This is a genomic window from Mesorhizobium sp. P2_F5, from assembly GCF_056403715.1.
The window spans coordinates 83,408-99,325 of sequence record NZ_JBFUEY010000013.1; the positions used below are offsets into that span (position 1 = coordinate 83,408).

Consider the following 15,918-nt stretch of genomic DNA (forward strand, 5'->3'; position numbering starts at 1 on the left):
ACCCGGTCATTGCACAACGCCGGCCTTGCGGAGCCCGTCGACCATGAGTTCGAAATCGGCAGGGTTCTTGTAAGGCAAGACTTTGCGACGGTATTCCAGCGAATAGTCGGGATTGACGCGAAGCACCTCCTGCCATGCCGCGCGGGCCTCTTCCAAACGGCCCAGATGGCCGTAGCTGGCGGCCAGAAGCGCGCGCGAGACGTCGGTGGTAGCGTTGCGGGCCAGCCGTTGCAGCAGGAGCTCAACAGCCTCTTCGTACCTTCCCAGTTGAAACAGCGCCAAAGCCTGGAAGTGCAGAAGCACATCGGGAAAGTATGGGTTCAAAATCTTTCCCCGGGCGAAACTCTCAAGGGCCTCCTCGGGCCTGCCCGAATAGTACAGCGTCTCGCCGCGGCAGACATGCGCTTCGGCGAAGTTCGGATTGAGGACCAGTGCGCGCTCGACCTCGTCGACGGCCTCATCGTGCCGTCGTGTGTACAGCTTGGCTATCGCCAGCGCCCAGTGCGCCCAGGGATCGTTGTCATCCAGCGCTACCGCTCGCGTTGCGGCCTCTTCGGCTTGCGCCATCGATTCCGGCGGCGACGCACCCCACCTGTTCAGGTAATCGATGCCGTGCGTGAGGGCGAGGAAAGCGTAGGCAGAGGCAAAGTTCGGGTCCAGTTCGGTGGCACGTTGCAAGAGGTCGCGGGATGCGACGTTCGTCTCCTTCGTCAGCCGGTGCCACAGCTCCCGGCCGCGCAGGAAACAGTCGTACGCCTCCGTGTTGCGCGGGTGCTCCGGCGCCAGCCGCTGACGGGCATCGTCAGTCAGGTTGAGCGCCAGCGCACCGACGATCTGCTGCGTCACGTCGTCCTGCACCGCGAATATATCGGTCAGGTCGCGATCGAACCGCTCCGCCCAAAGATGGCCACCCGAAATAGCATCGATGAGCTGCGCGGTGATGCGCACCCTGTTGCCCGACTTGCGGACGCTGCCCTCAAGCACATGGCGTACGCCGAGCTTCGTGCCCACCTCCTGAACATTAACGTTCTGGCCCTTGAAGGTGAACGACGAATTGCGCGCGATGACGAAGAGCTGCGACAGTTTGGACAGCGCCGTGATGATGTCTTCGGAGATGCCGTCGGCGAAGTAGTCCTGTTCGGCGTCACCGCTCATGTTGGCAAACGGCAGCACGGCGATCGACAGTTTCGGCGGCGCTGCGGCGGCCGGCCGGCTCGTCGCGGTTTCCGGGGTCGCGGCCGCCTTGGCCCCGACTTGCAGCGAATAGACCCGGATCGGCTCGGCGATGTTCTTGAGCTGCGTGCTGCCGAGATCGCTGACCGAGAGGTCAAGCCTGGCCTTGACCTGGCGATAGGCATCCTCGGACAGGCAGATGGCGCCGGGCGCCGCGACACCCTCCAGACGCGAGGCGATGTTGACGCCGTCGCCCATCAGGTCGCCGTCGCTTTCTTCGACCACGTCCCCCAGATGGATGCCGATCCTGAACTCGATGCGGCGGTCCTGCGGCACGCCAGCATTGCGCTCGACCATGCCGTTCTGGATCTCAACGGCGCAGCGCACGGCATCCACCACACTGCGGAACTCAACCAGCGCCCCATCCCCGGTGCGCTTGATCACCCGCCCGTTGTGTACTGCGATGATCGGATCGATCAGGTCGCTGCGCAGCGTCCGCAACCTCGCCAAGGTACGCTCTTCGTCCGCGCTCGCGAGCCGACTGTATCCGACCACATCTGCGGCCAGGATTGCGGCCAGCTTGCGGTTCTCACTCATGCGTCGGTCTCCTTACCTCCACGATAGCAGGAAGACGGCGGGTGGAGGGAACTTTCGCAAACGACGCCCGCACAGCCGCCTGTTTTCGCAACGCTTTGCCACCGAACCCATGCGGTTGCCCATTTGCACTGCCGCTTGCCGGATGACGGCCATCGGTTCATCCTTGTGCATGGCCTGGCCGTGAAGTGCGTGGCGAGATCACGCGTCATGGCTCCAGGTCAAAGAGATTGAGCATGATGTCGTCCGAAAACCGCTTCACACGTTTCGGCATCATGCTCTGGTGAGGTGTCCATGGACTGCTCGGGCTGCGGTTTCGAGATTGAGGGCGGTTACGCCTTCTGTCCGAAGTGTGGCCGGCGCCAGCCAGTGCCGTGCGCCAGTTGCGGCTACGCCTGCGCACCTGATTTCGAGTTCTGTCCGAAATGTGGGGCAAGCGTCGGTGCGTCCGCAAAAGCCCTAGAACGGCCTGCTCCGAGCCGGACCATTGTGGCGCCTCCTCGAACTCCGTCGCCGAACATCGAAAGCGAAGAAGGGCCGCCTCCCGTCTCCGACGCCGATCGACGGACGGTAACGGTCCTGTTCGCCGATCTCTGCGGCTTCACGACACTCAGCGAACAGCTCGACCCCGAGGTCATGCAAGCGCTGCAGAACGAGCTGTTCAAGGAATTGACGGCGGCCGTGCAGAACTTTGGTGGTTTCGTCGACAAATTCATCGGCGACGCCCTGCTCGCCTTGTTCGGTGCGCCGGTGGCGCATGAGGACGATCCGGAACGCGCGCTTCGCGCCGCTCTCGACATGATCGCCCGGACGGCGCGGCTCGCTGAAAGCGCCCCCCACTCCGGCTCGCCTCTGTTGCTCCACATCGGCATAAACACGGGTCCGGTCGTCACCGGTGGATTGGGCATCGGCACCGCCAAATCCTATTCGGTGACCGGCGACACGGTGAACACGGCGCAACGCCTGCAATCGCTGGCCGCACCGGGTGAGGTGCTGGTCGGCGAACTCACGCACAGGTTGACCCGGCATGCCTTCTCCTACGAGTCGCTTGGTGATGTCGCGCTTCGCGGCAAGGCCGGCAGTGTGCTCGTCCATCGACTGGATGCACCGCTTGCGGCGCCCCGTGCAGCGCGCGGGCTCGAGGCGCTCGGCCTCAATGCGCCGATAATAGGCCGTGATGCGGAGCTCAACAGAATGCTGGCGAGCCTTGACCAGGCGTGCGGCGGTTCGGCCCAACTCGTCCGCCTCGTCGGAGAAGCCGGTATCGGGAAATCGCGGCTGGTGAAGGAGTTCGTCGCCCGCGTCGGCGACGACGATCGTTTTCGCAACGTCGCCGTGCGGCAGGCCTCGTGCTCGCCGCTGGGTGAACAATCATTCGGCGCCCTGGGCGCAGTGGTGCGCAGCGCCGCCGGGATGATGCAAAACGACAATGGCGACGAAATGCGGGGGAAGCTCGCAGCCTTGCTTAGCGATCTCGGCCTGCAGGGCGAGGAGGCGAAGCGGCTGATGCCTTTGCTCTACCATGTGCTCGGCCTTGGCGACCCCGATGCCACCTTGCAGCACGTCGAGCCCGAGCAGCTGCGGCGGCAAATTCTCTATGCGGTCCGCACAATCATCGAACGCCGGCTTGCGTTGTCGCCGCTGTTGATTGTCGTCGAAGACCTGCACTGGGCCGACGCCGTCTCGCTCGAGGCACTGCGTTTCGTGATGGACAGGCTGGAACGCACGCGCTTGATGTTGTTGGTCACGCATCGTCCGGCGCCGGACAACGACCAGCTCGACTCGAGTCGGGTCAGTCACACAGCGCTCAGGCTTTCGCCGCTCAACAGCCATGACGGACGCAGCCTGGTGGCGGCGCTTTTCGGCGAGAGCTGGGTAAACTCCGCAGGAGGGCTTCTCGACCAGATTCTCGAGCGCGCGGGCGGCAACCCGCTTTTTATCGAGGAGATCGTTCGCGGCCTTATCGATCGCGGTGTATTGATGCGCGAGGGCCAGCAATGGCGGACCGTGGCAGGCGAAGTCGCAACCGGCATTCCCGCCACCATCCAGGCAATGTTGCTTGCGCGCGTCGACCGGCTGCCGCAAGAGGTGCGGCGGTTGGCCCAGGAAGCCGCGGTGATCGGCCCGCGCTTCGATGCCACCCTGCTGAAAACCGTGACAGCCGACCCCGGCCGGCTGGAAGCCGGCTGCGAACTGCTTTGCGATGCGGAAATCATCGAGGAAGTTGCCGGATCCGGCTCGGTCTCGTCGCAAAGCTACCGCTTTACGCAAACATTGCTGCAGGACGTGATCTACCAGAACCTGCTCCTGCAACGCCGGACCGACATCCACGGGAGGGTCAGTGCCGCCCTGGAGCAACTGTGCGGCGACAAGCCGGAACGGTTCGAGGATTTGGCCGCGCTTGGTCATCATTTCGCACAGAGCGCCGAGCGGGAGAAGGGGGCGCATTACCTGCAGGCGGCGGGAGATCGCGCTCGCATGATATACGCCAATGACGACGCCCTTCGTTTCTACGAGCGAGCGATGACTGCGTTGGGCGCGACCGGGCAAACACCGCTCAAACTGGCAATTGCAGAGCGCATTGCCGATTTGAGCGGCCCTGCAGGCCGCCGCGAGATCGCGCACCGCCACTACGAGGCGGTGTTGCAGGCCTATCGCGAATCAGCCGATCGTGTCGCGTCGGCGCGCGTTTTGCGCAAGATCGGTCGGCTGCTCTGGGACGTGGGCAAGCGGGACGAGGCAGAAACCCGCTACGCTGAAGCGGCAACGCTCCTCGATGGCGCGGATGCTCCGATCGAGCAGGCGCATCTCTGGCAAGAACGTGGCCGACAGGCGTTCCGCAGCGGAGATCACGCTCTCGCGGCAAAATGGGCGGACGCGGCGCTGGATTGCGTAAGCACTTTGACAACGGAGCATGTCAGCGAGGATGCCACTCTGGTGACCGCCGAGGCGCTTAATACCAAGGCTGTTGCGCTGGCTCGTCTTGGGCGAAACCAGGAAGCCGTGCGGGAGGTTGAGCGCAGCATTGAATTGGCCGAAGCCGCCAGCCTATTGGGCGCGGCCTGCCGCGGCTACACCAATCTCGGCGTGCTTTACACGACCATCGATCCGGCCCGGGCGATGGAGGTCTGTCGACGCGGTCTGGACGTGGCGCGCCGCATTGGCGATCTGGGCTTCCAGGCGCGCCTCCTCGCCAATCTGGCGGTGGCTTGTTGTACCTTCACGGATCGCTGTCCAACGGAGGGCGTGCCTGCTGCCGAGAAGGCCATCGAGATCGACCGGGCGCTCGACCAGCGCGAGCACCTGCCGGTGCCGTTGATCGTGCTTGGGCAGATCCACCAGTGCAACGGCCGTCCGGAACTGGCGGTTGGCTTGTTCCAGGAAGCGCTGGACGTAGCCCGTGAAACGGGCGAGCCACAACTGCTGTTTCCATGCTATGATGGCCTCGCAACGCTTAATCTCGACCTCGACAATCTGGCCGAGGCCGAACGCTACTTTTCCCTGGCGCAGGGTATATGCTCCCAGCACGGGCTCGACCCGGAAGGGCTTGTGGTGCTGCCTTTTCTCGACTAGCCGGGGGGTTGGAGGTTGGAAATGTCCGCGCCTACTGACTTGCTGCCGCTTCAGCCGGGCGACCGTGCGCCGAACGTGATCCTCGACGCCATTACCCAGGAAGGCAAGATCGCCCTTGACGACTTTCGCGGACAAAAGCCGGTGCTGGTCGGCCTGTTTCGAGGTCTGCATTGTGCGTTTTGCCGACGCCACATCGCCGCCCAGGCGCGGCTCGATCCGGAGCTGCGCGAAAGGGGCGTTGAGAGCCTGACGGTGGTCAACACGCCGATCGAACGGGCGCGTCTCTATTTCCGCTACCACCCGATGCCGAACCTGCTGGCGGCCTCGGATCCTGAACGCGCTTCACATCGTGCTTTTGGGCTGCCCAATCTCGAATTCACCGAGAACGAGACGAACTGGCCGTACAAGGTCGCGATGGCCGAGGCAATGGGTATGCGGGTCGACATACCTGGCGAATTGCCCGGTCCCATGGATCCTATGACGGCCGCCGCAATCCTCGACAAGAAGGACAATTACGAAGTGACCGAAGCCGACGAGCAGATGATGGCAACGGGACACGGACAACTGATCGGCCAGTTCCTGCTGGACCGGCAGGGGATTGTCCGCTGGAGCTTCACGGAGGTTCCGGAGGGTGGGCGATACATGTTTGGGGCGCCAAATCCGAAGGAGCTGATGTCAGCCGTGTCCCAGGTCGCGCAATAGACTTGCGAACGGGGTAAACAGGCGGGGTCACTGGTGGCGAGGCAATGGTTGCGGCACGCAACCGCGCTATCCTGGCATAATGCGATAGACAGTTGCATCGCCCTCTACACCTCGAAGAGGCGCATCAAACGCGACGACGCTTCGGCCCGCAAGCAGGTCGCGTACACCGGGCGCGCAATAGAGCGCCTCGGAGATGCAGACCTGTCCGGCTTCCGCCAGTGACTGCACGCGTGCGGCGACATTCACGGTCTGGCCGAAATAGTCGAGGTTGTCGTTGAGCGTGACGGCAATCGATGGTCCACAGTGGGCACCGATCTTGAGGATGATCCCCGGCCCGTCGTGGTCGCCGTTGAAGCGATCGATTTCTTCAAAAATGTTGAGGGCGGCCGAGATTGCATCCGATGGCCGCGAAAATACTGCCATCACCGCATCTCCAATAGTCTTGACCACCGCTCCGGAATGTTGCTGAACCGCCGCGTTGACCAGAGCGAAATGCTCGCGGACCAGGGCATAGGCGTTGAGATCGCCAAGGCGCTCATACATGGCGGTGGACCCCTTGAGGTCCGTGAACAGGAAGGTGATCTGCCGGATGCCGAGCCCCTCCTTCTCGTCGACACGCTCGGAACGGAAGAGGTGGCGGAAGGTTTGCCGCGCAAGCAGCGCCCCGCCGGAAACATATGGGTCGAAATCGAGCGTCGGTTTGGTCGTCAACGCGACGAGCTCGGGCGGCCAGTTGATGAGTAGCAACGCGCCACGACCGGGTCCGGTATTCGCAACCTCAATGACGACCGGACCGGGTGGCAGGACCGGCAACGCCGGCAAGAAACGCTTACCGTCATAGTTGATCTTGAGAAGTGTCGGCTCCAACACCGGATCCCCTGATATGGGTACAGCGAATGCCGCCTGTGTCTGCACGTTGACGCCCGACAGGGAGCCCGGACCGAGATCAGCGCGCAGCATTGTTGTGGTGCCCGGCGGCAGGAAGGTCATGCCCCGCACGAAGCCTCGCAGAACGTCAAGAAAGCGAACGTCTTGCCCGGGCAGCCGCCCGTCATTGCCGAAGCGCAGCTTCCAGTGAAAATCCTCGACAGAGAGCGTTTGGGGCTCGTGGAAGGGAAGGCGCCGCAGATGGGGCGATACGGAGAAGGAGACCTCGATGAAATCGTCGAGGTCGGTATCGCCCGATATGTCGCACAGGCCACAGACGTAATGCGTCTGCAGCGTGCGCAGGGCGCCGAAACTGTCGAGCACCATCCCGGACTGGGGACAGAGCACGTCCCAGCTCATATCGAACAGGCCGCAGCGGGCCGCGTAAAGGAAGAGGTCGATCGCTTCAGGCTCGGCGATTGCGCGGTCGCGGGCGAAGGCCAGCGGATTGACACGATAGAGCGCCTGGTCGTCGCCGCTCCTGATGAGCGTTTCGAATTTTGAGATGACGCGCGGGCTCCATGCTCGCGCTTGCTCGATCTCGGTCATCTTGCCTTCGAGAAGGCGATCGTTGACCACCATCACGGCGAAATCCCCAATTTGCCTTGCGGCAACCTACTAGAAAATCCTGCCCGATGCGAATGGATGGAAATCCTTCGCGTGTCTCAGGACTTGGGGCGGCACGCGCCGCACCGGTGCAGACGCTGTGAATGTCGGCGTCGGGTGGTCATTAGCCGACTTTTGCAGGCGCTAAGTTCACCGTTATTCGAGTACGGCCTCGACAGTGGCAACAAAGTCATCGAGCGAGCGGTCTCCGCGAATCTCGATGCGCGGAAGGTCGATGGGATCGCTATCGAGGTCCGCCGGCCCGTGTCTGCGGCCGAAGCCTACTCGATAGCCGCACTCCCTGGCCAGCCGGCCAAGCCGTCGGTCGGTGGCTGAGAAGGGGGCCGCGAGCGCCGTGGTTGGCCGACCGGTCCAGCGTTCGATGAACAGACGAGAGCGCAGGAGTTCGGCGGCCAAGTCAGGGCTCGACAGACCATCGATCGCGCGATGCGTCGCCATATGGCTTCCGAAGAGCGCACCTTCGGCGGACAGGCGTCGCACCGTCCCGGCACCCATAAGCGGCGTCGGCGGACCGATGTCGGCGTCCCATTGTGCAGTTTCACCCACCAGATCCGTCACCAGGAACACTTCCGCCGTCAGGTCGTTGGCGCGCAAGATCGGCCAGGCATGGTCGGCAAAGTTCTGGAAGCCGTCATCGAAGGTGATAACCACCGGGCGGCCAGCGAAAGGCTGATGATTGGCGATGGACACTTCCAGCTGCTCGGATCCAATGGCGTGAAAGCCATTGGCGCGCAGCCATGCCATCTGGCTGGCGAATGCTGTGGGCGTGAGCCGAAAACGGGCGAGCGCGGCCGGACCTTCATCGGCGACGCCGTGATACATGAGGACAGGGATGCGCTGGCGCCGCTCGCTGCGCGCGACGTCACGGCGCAAGGCCCGTGCCCCGCCCCAGACGATGTTTCGCGCCACGCCGATTTCGATGGGCGCGCGGATCGGCACATGATCGATCACCGGCTCCGTCGCCACATCGTTTGGTGACAGGCGGCGGAACCGGTCTATGCGGTAGAGCTCGGTCTGGATCGATTGCTCCAGGACGAGGCCTTCGGTCGCCGCCAGCGTCTCGGAGATCGCCTGGGCACCGAATGTGTTCCAGTCGAAGCCCGTCTTTTCGACATTGTCACGCAGCACGAATGCGTGTGCGCTGATGAAACTGCCGCCGGGCGCCAACGCCGCAGCGAATTTCTTGGCAATGCGCCGCAACTCGGCGAGGTCATCGAGGTAGTAGAGCACTTCCGAACAGAAGATCAGATCCATCCCGCCCGGCAGCGTGTCGGCAGCGAAATCCAGGACGCCGAACTCAATGTTCGGCTGATCGCTGCATCGCGCACGGGCCCGTTCGACGGCTATGGCGGAGATGTCGGTTGCGGTCAAATGGCCCACACGCGGCGCCAGCTGCCGTGTGAAATGGCCCTCCGCGCAGGCCAGCTCAAGCGCCCGTCCGATGGGACCGGCAGGCAGGATTTCGAGCTGCCGCTGGTATTTTTCCTGCTCATAGAGCGAGCCGTAGTTCCACGGATCCTCGGTCGCGAAATAGCTGTTCCAGAACGCCGTGCGATCATTCCTGTCCGTGGTCCGTGCGCGGCGCGGCGCGGCAGGAGGCTCCGCTGGTTCGGCGCTCGACCGAACCAGCTCCCGCGCTTGCGCGGCCAATTGGGCGAGTTTGCCGAAGTGGCTGTCCGGATCGGGCTCGCGCTCCGCTGAGGTCGACAATGCCTCGGCTGCAAGGCTAAGCCGCTCAGCGGGCGCGACATTCTGGATCAATTCAATCCAATGGTCCCTTGTCACCGCCCCGAGGACGCCGAACTGCACGACAGCCTCGATCTGGCCAGCCATCATCAGATGGGCGTAGATTTGATCGATTCCTTCCGGAAGTTCGGTCGCGGTCGGATTTCGGGCGTCGATGCGAATTCCAAGTGTCCGCGTCAGCCGGCGCGGCGCGGCAAGATCGTCGGCGTCGAGAAGCATTTGCTCAAGCTGGTACTGGATGCGGAGAGCCGCGCCGGGATTGTCCCAGAGCTTGCCGAGTTCGATGATCAACTCGGTGATGGCGCCGCCGAAGCTGTCCCACCGGGAAGCCAGTTGCGCCGGCGCCGACAGGCTTCCGGCCATAAGGCCATCCAGGGCCACCCTGGCGATCTCATGCGCCCACTTGCGCCCCGCCGGGAGCGCGCGCAGGGACTGCGGGTCGATCGAGCGCGATCCGCGGCCGCAATCCGCCGCGGCGTTCCGCAACGCGAGCCATGCGAGTGCTTCGGAAGCGGTGCCGCCGTTCGCCGAATTGGAAACCAAGGGATTATGCGCCACGCCGTCTTACCCGCGCCTGGTTACAAGGTAGAACGAGAGTCCCGCAACGCGCTTACATTGCCGGTGTAGAAAAAGCAAAAGGCGCCCCGAAAGGCGCCTCTTCATCGCTTGATTCCCTTTTGAGGAAACTGGAGCGGGTGAAGCGATTCGAACGCTAGACGCCAACCTTGGCAAGCCATTGATTCTAAGACACTTCTCGTCGCGAGTCGTTACCATTCATGCCAGAAAAGGATTGTCCAGCGCCCTGGGGAGCTGAACACTGTGTCCGACGGAGTTCCGTCGAAAACCGCGCCTTTCGGCTTCCCTGCTATCCGCTGCCATCGTCGACGATCCGGAACAACTTCGCTCATGGATTGCGGCGGCTCGCCGCACCGCCGCTCAGATTCGATCGAGCGGCCGTATGACCAAGCGAAAATTGAGCGCGTCTGACAGGGAGAGCACGCAACACCCCTCCGGTCGCCCGGCAAAACATGAGACCGGGACCGAAAACTCGCTTTCCCCGACCGTCGGCTCGGCAACCGCTCTGCCGGCCAAAACAAGTCACCACGTCCAGGTGTTGGGTTCCCAGGCGTAGCCGCCGGCGCTGCGGGCGACGTGGCCAAGGCCGGGGAATGGAAAATGGTAGACCATGGCGAGTGTTCGATCAGTGGCAAGCCCATCGAGAAGCCGCTTGCGCGTCGCAACGGCAAGGTTGCTGTCCTGATCAAAGATCGGATGCCATTCCGGATGAGCGAGCGCTGTGACTGAATGATGCACGACATCGGTGGTGTGGATCAGCGTTTCGCTGCCGCCATCGACCACGAGCGAGAGGTGGCCTGGCGTATGCCCTGGTGTAGGCAAGGCATGGATGCCAGGCACGATCTCCCGATCGCCTACGACCATATGCACACGATCCTTGATCGCGCCGAGATTGGTCCGCGCGCAGGCCTTGGCAAAGGTCTTGAACTCGTCAGGAAACTTGAGCCCGGACAGGTCGGGATTCTCCTGGGTCCAAAATGCCCACTCCTTATCCGAGATGTAATATTGAGCATTGGGGAAGGCTAGCTTGCCGTCTGTTCCGGTTGTCGCAAGGATGTGGTCGGGATGGGCGTGTGTGATAACGATCGTGTCGATGTTTCCTGGATCAATGCCGGCCATCCTCAGATTGCGTGGCAGAAAACCCATCATCGATCCGAGCGCCGACGTCCCGCCGGTATCGACCAGAACAAGGTTGCGGCCCGTGTTCACGACAAGATGGTTCATGTGGAAGACGCCACGCTTGGAATCGAGGTAGTGCTCCGCGGCCAGCGCGTCAAACTCGGCTTTGGCCGCGTTGAGGCCGACCGACGGGAACAGCGGTTCGATCAGCAGGGCACCGTCGCTGATGGAGAGCGCATCGAACATGCCGATCTTGAAGCTGTAAAAGGACGGTGGACCGGCCTGCGGCAGGCTAACGGGCGCAGCGGACGCCCGGCCATCCACAGAGAGCGCGGCAGCAGAGATCAGCCCTGCCGCCCCGGCGAGGAAACTGCGCCGCGAGGCTAAAGGAAGACGGGAAGTTGTTGATGATTCGACGATCATTGGAGGCTCCTCATTGGCAAAGCGATCATGGAAGGCGTGAAGTCGACAAGTGGTGCGGGAACTATGATGCCGGCTGGACGATGCCGATCTTGTGACCGTTGTGCGTGTAGAGGTCGATCACGATGGCGTCTCCTTTCGTCACCTCCACCTCGTCGCATTTATGGAACGATATGTCAACAAATAGGCAAAGGCCAATTTTTCGTGATGTCACTGTGATATCTGGCTTTACTTAGAAGGTATGATTGTTATATAGACCGATATGACAAGAAATATTTCCTTGCGCGGTCGGCCGCGCGAATTCGATCTTGATGTTGCCCTTGAGACCGCGATGCGGGTGTTTTGGCGCAAGGGATACGAGGCGACGTCGATGTCCGATCTGGTCGATGCGCTCGGCATCAACCGTGCGAGTCTTTATGCCGCCTTCGGCGACAAGGAGGCGCTGTTCCTGCGTGTGCTCGACCGCTACCGGCAGGATTTTACAGAACGTCCGGTCGCCGCGCTCAACGAATTCGAGGACCCACGTGAAGCGGTTGGCGCGTTCCTCTATCGGACAGCCGAGCACCTGACCGACGACAGACTGCCGCGCGGGTGTCTGTTCGCAAATGCGATCCTGGAAAGTCCAGGCGGCTCGGAGCGGATCTGCCAGGCGGTGGCAAATGGCGTCGCTGGCCTCGAGGATGCAATCTACCACGTGCTGCTGCGTAGCAGCGGCACAGACAAAATCCCGGTCGGCACGGACTGTCGGGCTCTGGCTCGATTTTTTGTCGGCGTTGCCCAGGGCATGGCCTTGATGGCCAAGGTCTCACCGGACAAGTCGCTTGTCTTGGACATCGCCCGCACCAGCATGGCGATCTGGCCGACGGCGGGATAGCACCGTCCGGTCTCACATCCGAAAGATACCGAGTTGGCCGACCGCCAACCAGCGCCAATAATGTGCGTTCGGTCTGGCTGTGCTCTCGCTACGATGCGGTCGGTAATTTGGCCGCGGCTCTTGGGGTCTGGGTATGACGAGCGCGCGAATAGGCATCCGCAATGTGAGCAGATAGCAGCGCTTCCGCTTTGCCGACCACTCCGCGTCTGAACGGCAAAAACGAAAAAGCCGCGGCGGACCGCGGCTTTTCGATGCTTGATTCCCTTTGAGGAAATTGGAGCGGGTGAAGCGATTCGAACGCTCGACCCCAACCTTGGCAAGGTTGTGCTCTACCCCTGAGCTACACCCGCTCACACGGCCTTTGGGCCGCAAGCCGGGCCTATATGGCTGAAGAGCGCGGCGATTGCAACAGGGAAATGACGGGCTTTTTGGTCGCGCCAAATCGCCTGGCCGAACCTCGTTGGCCACGCTGGTGGTTCATTGACTTCCCGCATGACGGTCTTGTCTCGGCGGCATCATTGGCCGTAAACGGCTTTGCGCGCGGCCAGACTTGTACCAGATAGGGAAAGACCATCGATGCCGAAGACAGAAGCCGAGCTTTTCGCCTTTCTTGCCGATCTCGGCATATCAGTGGCGACCGTGCGCCATCCGCCGCTCTATACGGTGGCCGATTCGCAGTCGCTGCGCGGCGAGATACCGGGCGGGCATACCAAAAACCTGTTCCTCAAGGACAAGAAGGACAATTTCTTTCTGGTCAGTGTCAGCGAGGACGCGGTCGTCGACCTGAAGCAGATCCACACGATCATCGGCGCCGCTAGCCGGGTGTCCTTCGGCAAGCCAGAGATGCTGATGGAGCTGCTCGGCGTCATTCCGGGCGCGGTCACCGTGTTCGGCCTGATCAACGACGCTGAAAGACGGGTCAAGGTGGTACTCGACCAGGATTTGATGGCGCATGCGGTGGTCAATGCGCATCCGCTGACCAATGAGGCGACGACCTCGATCGCTTCCACCGACCTCATCAGATTCGTCGAGGCAACCGGACATGATGCTGCTATCTTGAAAGTCTCGGCTTGATCGCCACATGGATGGCGAAAACTGACCTCTAGCATGGATGTCGCGCCTGCTCCGCTGGCGAGGGGCGCGACCGGAAGGGCGACGACATGAGCGACAACAACAATCCGTTTGGCGGCCAATTCGGCGGCAATGCCGGCCAGTACACCACCTCCGTGCAATATGGCGGCGCCGAGCCGGCCAAGGCCGGGCCCGGCGCTGCTCCAGCCGGTGGAGACCTGATCAAGGACACCACGACTGCCGCCTTTGCCGCCGACGTCATCCAGGAATCGCGGAAACAGCCGGTGCTGGTCGATTTCTGGGCGCCGTGGTGCGGGCCCTGCAAGCAGCTGACACCGCAGCTGGAAAAGGCGGTCAAGGCCGCCGGCGGCAAGGTCAAGCTGGTCAAGATGAACATTGACGACCACCCCTCGATTGCCGGCCAGCTCGGCATCCAGTCGATTCCGGCGGTTATCGCCTTCAAGGACGGCCAGCCGGTCGATGGCTTCATGGGCGCCATCCCCGAGAGCCAGATCGGCGAGTTCATTACCAAGGTCGGCGGCAAGGGCAATGGCGCGCCGCCGGTCGCCGAAGCACTGGCCGCGGCAGCCGAAGCGCATGCGGCGGGCGATGCGCAGACCGCAGCCGACATCTATGACGCCATATTGGCGCAGGCGCCGGAGACGATCGAGGCGATCGCCGGGCTGGGCGAGCTTCTGTTCGAGGCCGGCGACAGCGAGGGCGCCGAGGCGCTGCTGGCAACGGCGCCGGAAGCCAAGAAGGATGCGCCGGCACTTGCCGCGCTGCGCGCCAAGATGACGCTGGCCGCGGAAGCGGCAGCGCTTGGCAATCCGGCCGAGTTCGAGCAGCGCCTGGCCGCCAATCCCGGCGACCACCAGGCGCGTTTCGACCTCGCCATGGTCCAGAATGCGCGAGGCGATCGCCATGCGGCGGCGGATAACCTGCTGGCCATCATCAAGGCGGACCGCACCTGGAACGAGGACGGCGCCAGGGCGCAGCTGTTGAAGCTGTTCGAGGCTTGGGGGATGACCGACGAGGCGACGCTGGCGGCACGGCGCAAATTGTCGTCGCTGCTGTTTTCCTAGTGCATGATCCCGAAAAGTGGGAGCCGGTTTAAGATCATGCACCAGCAAATAGCCGTTCGCTGGCGAAATTACCGGCGGAATGGTTTTGGGACCTTGCGGTCGGCGTCGGCTGCGCCAGATTAGGGCGATGCTGACGATGCCGGGCTGCGGTGGCCGCATGGCGACGAAGCGATCGGAGGACATAAGTGCAGGTCGGAAACGCATATTACCGGGTCGGCAAGGATCTGCCGTCGACCATCCCGGTGTTTCCGCTTGCCGGCGCGCTGCTTTTGCCGGGCGGCCGCATGCCGCTCAACATTTTCGAGCTGCGCTATCTGCAGATGGTGGATGAGGCGATCGCCGGCGCGCGGCTGATCGGCATCATCCAGCCGAGCCTCGATGGCGCGCTGCGCGCCGATGGCGAGCCGGAACTGTGCAATGTCGGCTGCGCCGGGCGCATCATCTCGATGGCCGAGAGCGGCGACGGCCGCTATCTGATCTCGCTGCAGGGCGTATGCCGGTTCCGAATCGCGCATGAATTGCCGGTGAAGACGCCGTTTCGGCAATGCAAGCTGGCACCGTTCCTTACCGATCTTAGGGAAGACCAGGCGGCAAACGAGGTCGACCGGCCGGCGCTGCTCAAGGCATTTCGTGCCTATCTGCAGGCCAATGAACTCGAAGCCGACTGGGAAAGCGTTAGCCGCGCCGAGAACGCCATGCTGGTCAATGCGCTGTCGATGATGGCGCCTTACGGCCCGGCCGAGAAACAGGCGCTGCTGGAAGCGCCGGATTTGAGGGCGCGGGCCGAGACGCTGATCGCCATCACCGAAATGGCGCTGGCGCGCGAGAATGAGGATTTTGGCTCCAGCCTTCAATAAGATGCGTCGATATTCAGGTGAGGCCGGCCTGACTTGAATCTCGACACATCTTGGGCAGACGATGTTGGCAACTGGCGGACGAAAGGAGGACTGCGATGGCTGCGGACGGGCGTGACGGCAAGGCCAATGTCGACCCGAAACTGCTGGAGCTGCTGGCCTGCCCGCTGACCAAGGGGCCGCTGGCCTGGGACCCGGAGCGCGGCGAGCTGATCTCGAGGATCGCCAAGCTCGCCTATCCCGTGCGCGACGGCATCCCGATCATGCTGCCCTCGGAGGCGCGGAGCATTTCGGCGGAGGATGTGCTGTCGCCGCCGCGGCTGGGTGGGCCTTCCTGAATTTCGAGCATCGTCGCGACGCGCAAGTTGGCAGAGGTTTGCGGGACAGCGCCCCCCTCTGCCCTGCCGGGCATCTCCCCCACTTGGGGGGAGATCGGCAGCTTCGTCGCCCAGCCCGTCTTTAACGTTGGAGATTGGCGAAGGCGGAGATGACGGCCAATCTCCCTCCTTGTGGGGGAGATGTCCGGCAGGACAGAGGGGGGCGCGAAGGATCACCGTCGCTTCGCATTCGTTCCTGT

General features: G+C 62.8%; 11 protein-coding genes, 1 tRNA gene and 1 pseudogene. 8 read left to right on the plus strand and 5 right to left on the minus strand.

Features of this window, described 5'->3' with window-relative positions:
• Window positions 1-6 precede the first annotated feature (6 nt).
• The gene (locus AC1DYO_RS18970; RefSeq protein WP_477265807.1) at window positions 7-1,770 is read right to left on the minus strand and encodes an adenylate/guanylate cyclase domain-containing protein; all 1,764 of its coding nucleotides are present in this window, start codon (window positions 1,768-1,770) and stop codon (window positions 7-9) included.
• 291 nt (window positions 1,771-2,061) lie between these two features.
• On the opposite strand from AC1DYO_RS18970, the gene AC1DYO_RS18975 reads away from it, so the two are divergent.
• Together AC1DYO_RS18975 and AC1DYO_RS18980 are read left to right on the plus strand one after the other, a co-directional pair.
• Entirely contained in the window at window positions 2,062-5,340 is a 3,279-nt protein-coding gene (locus tag AC1DYO_RS18975; protein ID WP_477265809.1) for an adenylate/guanylate cyclase domain-containing protein, read from the plus strand.
• 21 nt (window positions 5,341-5,361) lie between these two features.
• Entirely contained in the window at window positions 5,362-6,042 is a 681-nt protein-coding gene (locus AC1DYO_RS18980; RefSeq protein WP_477265908.1) for a peroxiredoxin-like family protein, read from the plus strand.
• Between the two features lie 66 nt (window positions 6,043-6,108).
• On the opposite strand, the gene AC1DYO_RS18985 is transcribed toward AC1DYO_RS18980, so the two are convergent.
• The 3 genes from AC1DYO_RS18985 to AC1DYO_RS18995 form a co-directional block, all read right to left on the minus strand.
• Window positions 6,109-7,551 carry a DUF5939 domain-containing protein gene (locus AC1DYO_RS18985; RefSeq protein ID WP_477265811.1) on the minus strand — a complete coding sequence of 481 codons (1,443 nt, stop codon included), beginning with the start codon at window positions 7,549-7,551 and terminating at the stop codon, window positions 6,109-6,111.
• A 180-nt stretch (window positions 7,552-7,731) separates the two neighbouring features.
• Entirely contained in the window at window positions 7,732-9,885 is a 2,154-nt protein-coding gene (locus AC1DYO_RS18990) for an SAM-dependent methyltransferase (RefSeq protein WP_477265813.1), read from the minus strand.
• A 555-nt stretch (window positions 9,886-10,440) separates the two neighbouring features.
• On the minus strand, window positions 10,441-11,460 hold the full coding sequence (locus tag AC1DYO_RS18995; RefSeq protein WP_477265815.1) for an MBL fold metallo-hydrolase: 1,020 nt from the start codon (window positions 11,458-11,460) through the stop codon (window positions 10,441-10,443).
• Window positions 11,461-11,827: 367 nt separating this feature from the next.
• On the opposite strand from AC1DYO_RS18995, the gene AC1DYO_RS19000 reads away from it, so the two are divergent.
• Together AC1DYO_RS19000 and AC1DYO_RS19005 are read left to right on the plus strand one after the other, a co-directional pair.
• A complete protein-coding gene (locus tag AC1DYO_RS19000; protein WP_477265817.1) occupies window positions 11,828-12,331 on the plus strand; it encodes a TetR/AcrR family transcriptional regulator in 504 nt (167 codons plus the stop codon).
• A gap of 59 nt (window positions 12,332-12,390) precedes the next feature.
• A pseudogene (locus tag AC1DYO_RS19005) lies at window positions 12,391-12,462 on the plus strand (cation transporter); the annotation flags it as partial.
• Between the two features lie 144 nt (window positions 12,463-12,606).
• On the opposite strand, the gene AC1DYO_RS19010 reads toward AC1DYO_RS19005, so the two are convergent.
• Window positions 12,607-12,681, minus strand: a tRNA-Gly gene (locus AC1DYO_RS19010).
• Between the two features lie 226 nt (window positions 12,682-12,907).
• On the opposite strand from AC1DYO_RS19010, the gene AC1DYO_RS19015 reads away from it, so the two are divergent.
• From AC1DYO_RS19015 to AC1DYO_RS19030, 4 genes are all read left to right on the plus strand, one after another.
• Window positions 12,908-13,405, plus strand: coding sequence for a prolyl-tRNA synthetase associated domain-containing protein (locus AC1DYO_RS19015; protein WP_477265819.1), 498 nt, complete (start codon window positions 12,908-12,910; stop codon window positions 13,403-13,405).
• 86 nt (window positions 13,406-13,491) lie between these two features.
• A complete protein-coding gene (gene trxA / locus AC1DYO_RS19020) occupies window positions 13,492-14,487 on the plus strand; it encodes a thioredoxin (protein WP_477265821.1) in 996 nt (331 codons plus the stop codon).
• A 185-nt stretch (window positions 14,488-14,672) separates the two neighbouring features.
• The gene (locus AC1DYO_RS19025) at window positions 14,673-15,344 is read left to right on the plus strand and encodes an LON peptidase substrate-binding domain-containing protein (RefSeq protein WP_477265823.1); all 672 of its coding nucleotides are present in this window, start codon (window positions 14,673-14,675) and stop codon (window positions 15,342-15,344) included.
• Window positions 15,345-15,439: 95 nt separating this feature from the next.
• Window positions 15,440-15,679, plus strand: coding sequence for a Trm112 family protein (locus tag AC1DYO_RS19030; protein ID WP_477265825.1), 240 nt, complete (start codon window positions 15,440-15,442; stop codon window positions 15,677-15,679).
• Window positions 15,680-15,918 lie beyond the last annotated feature (239 nt).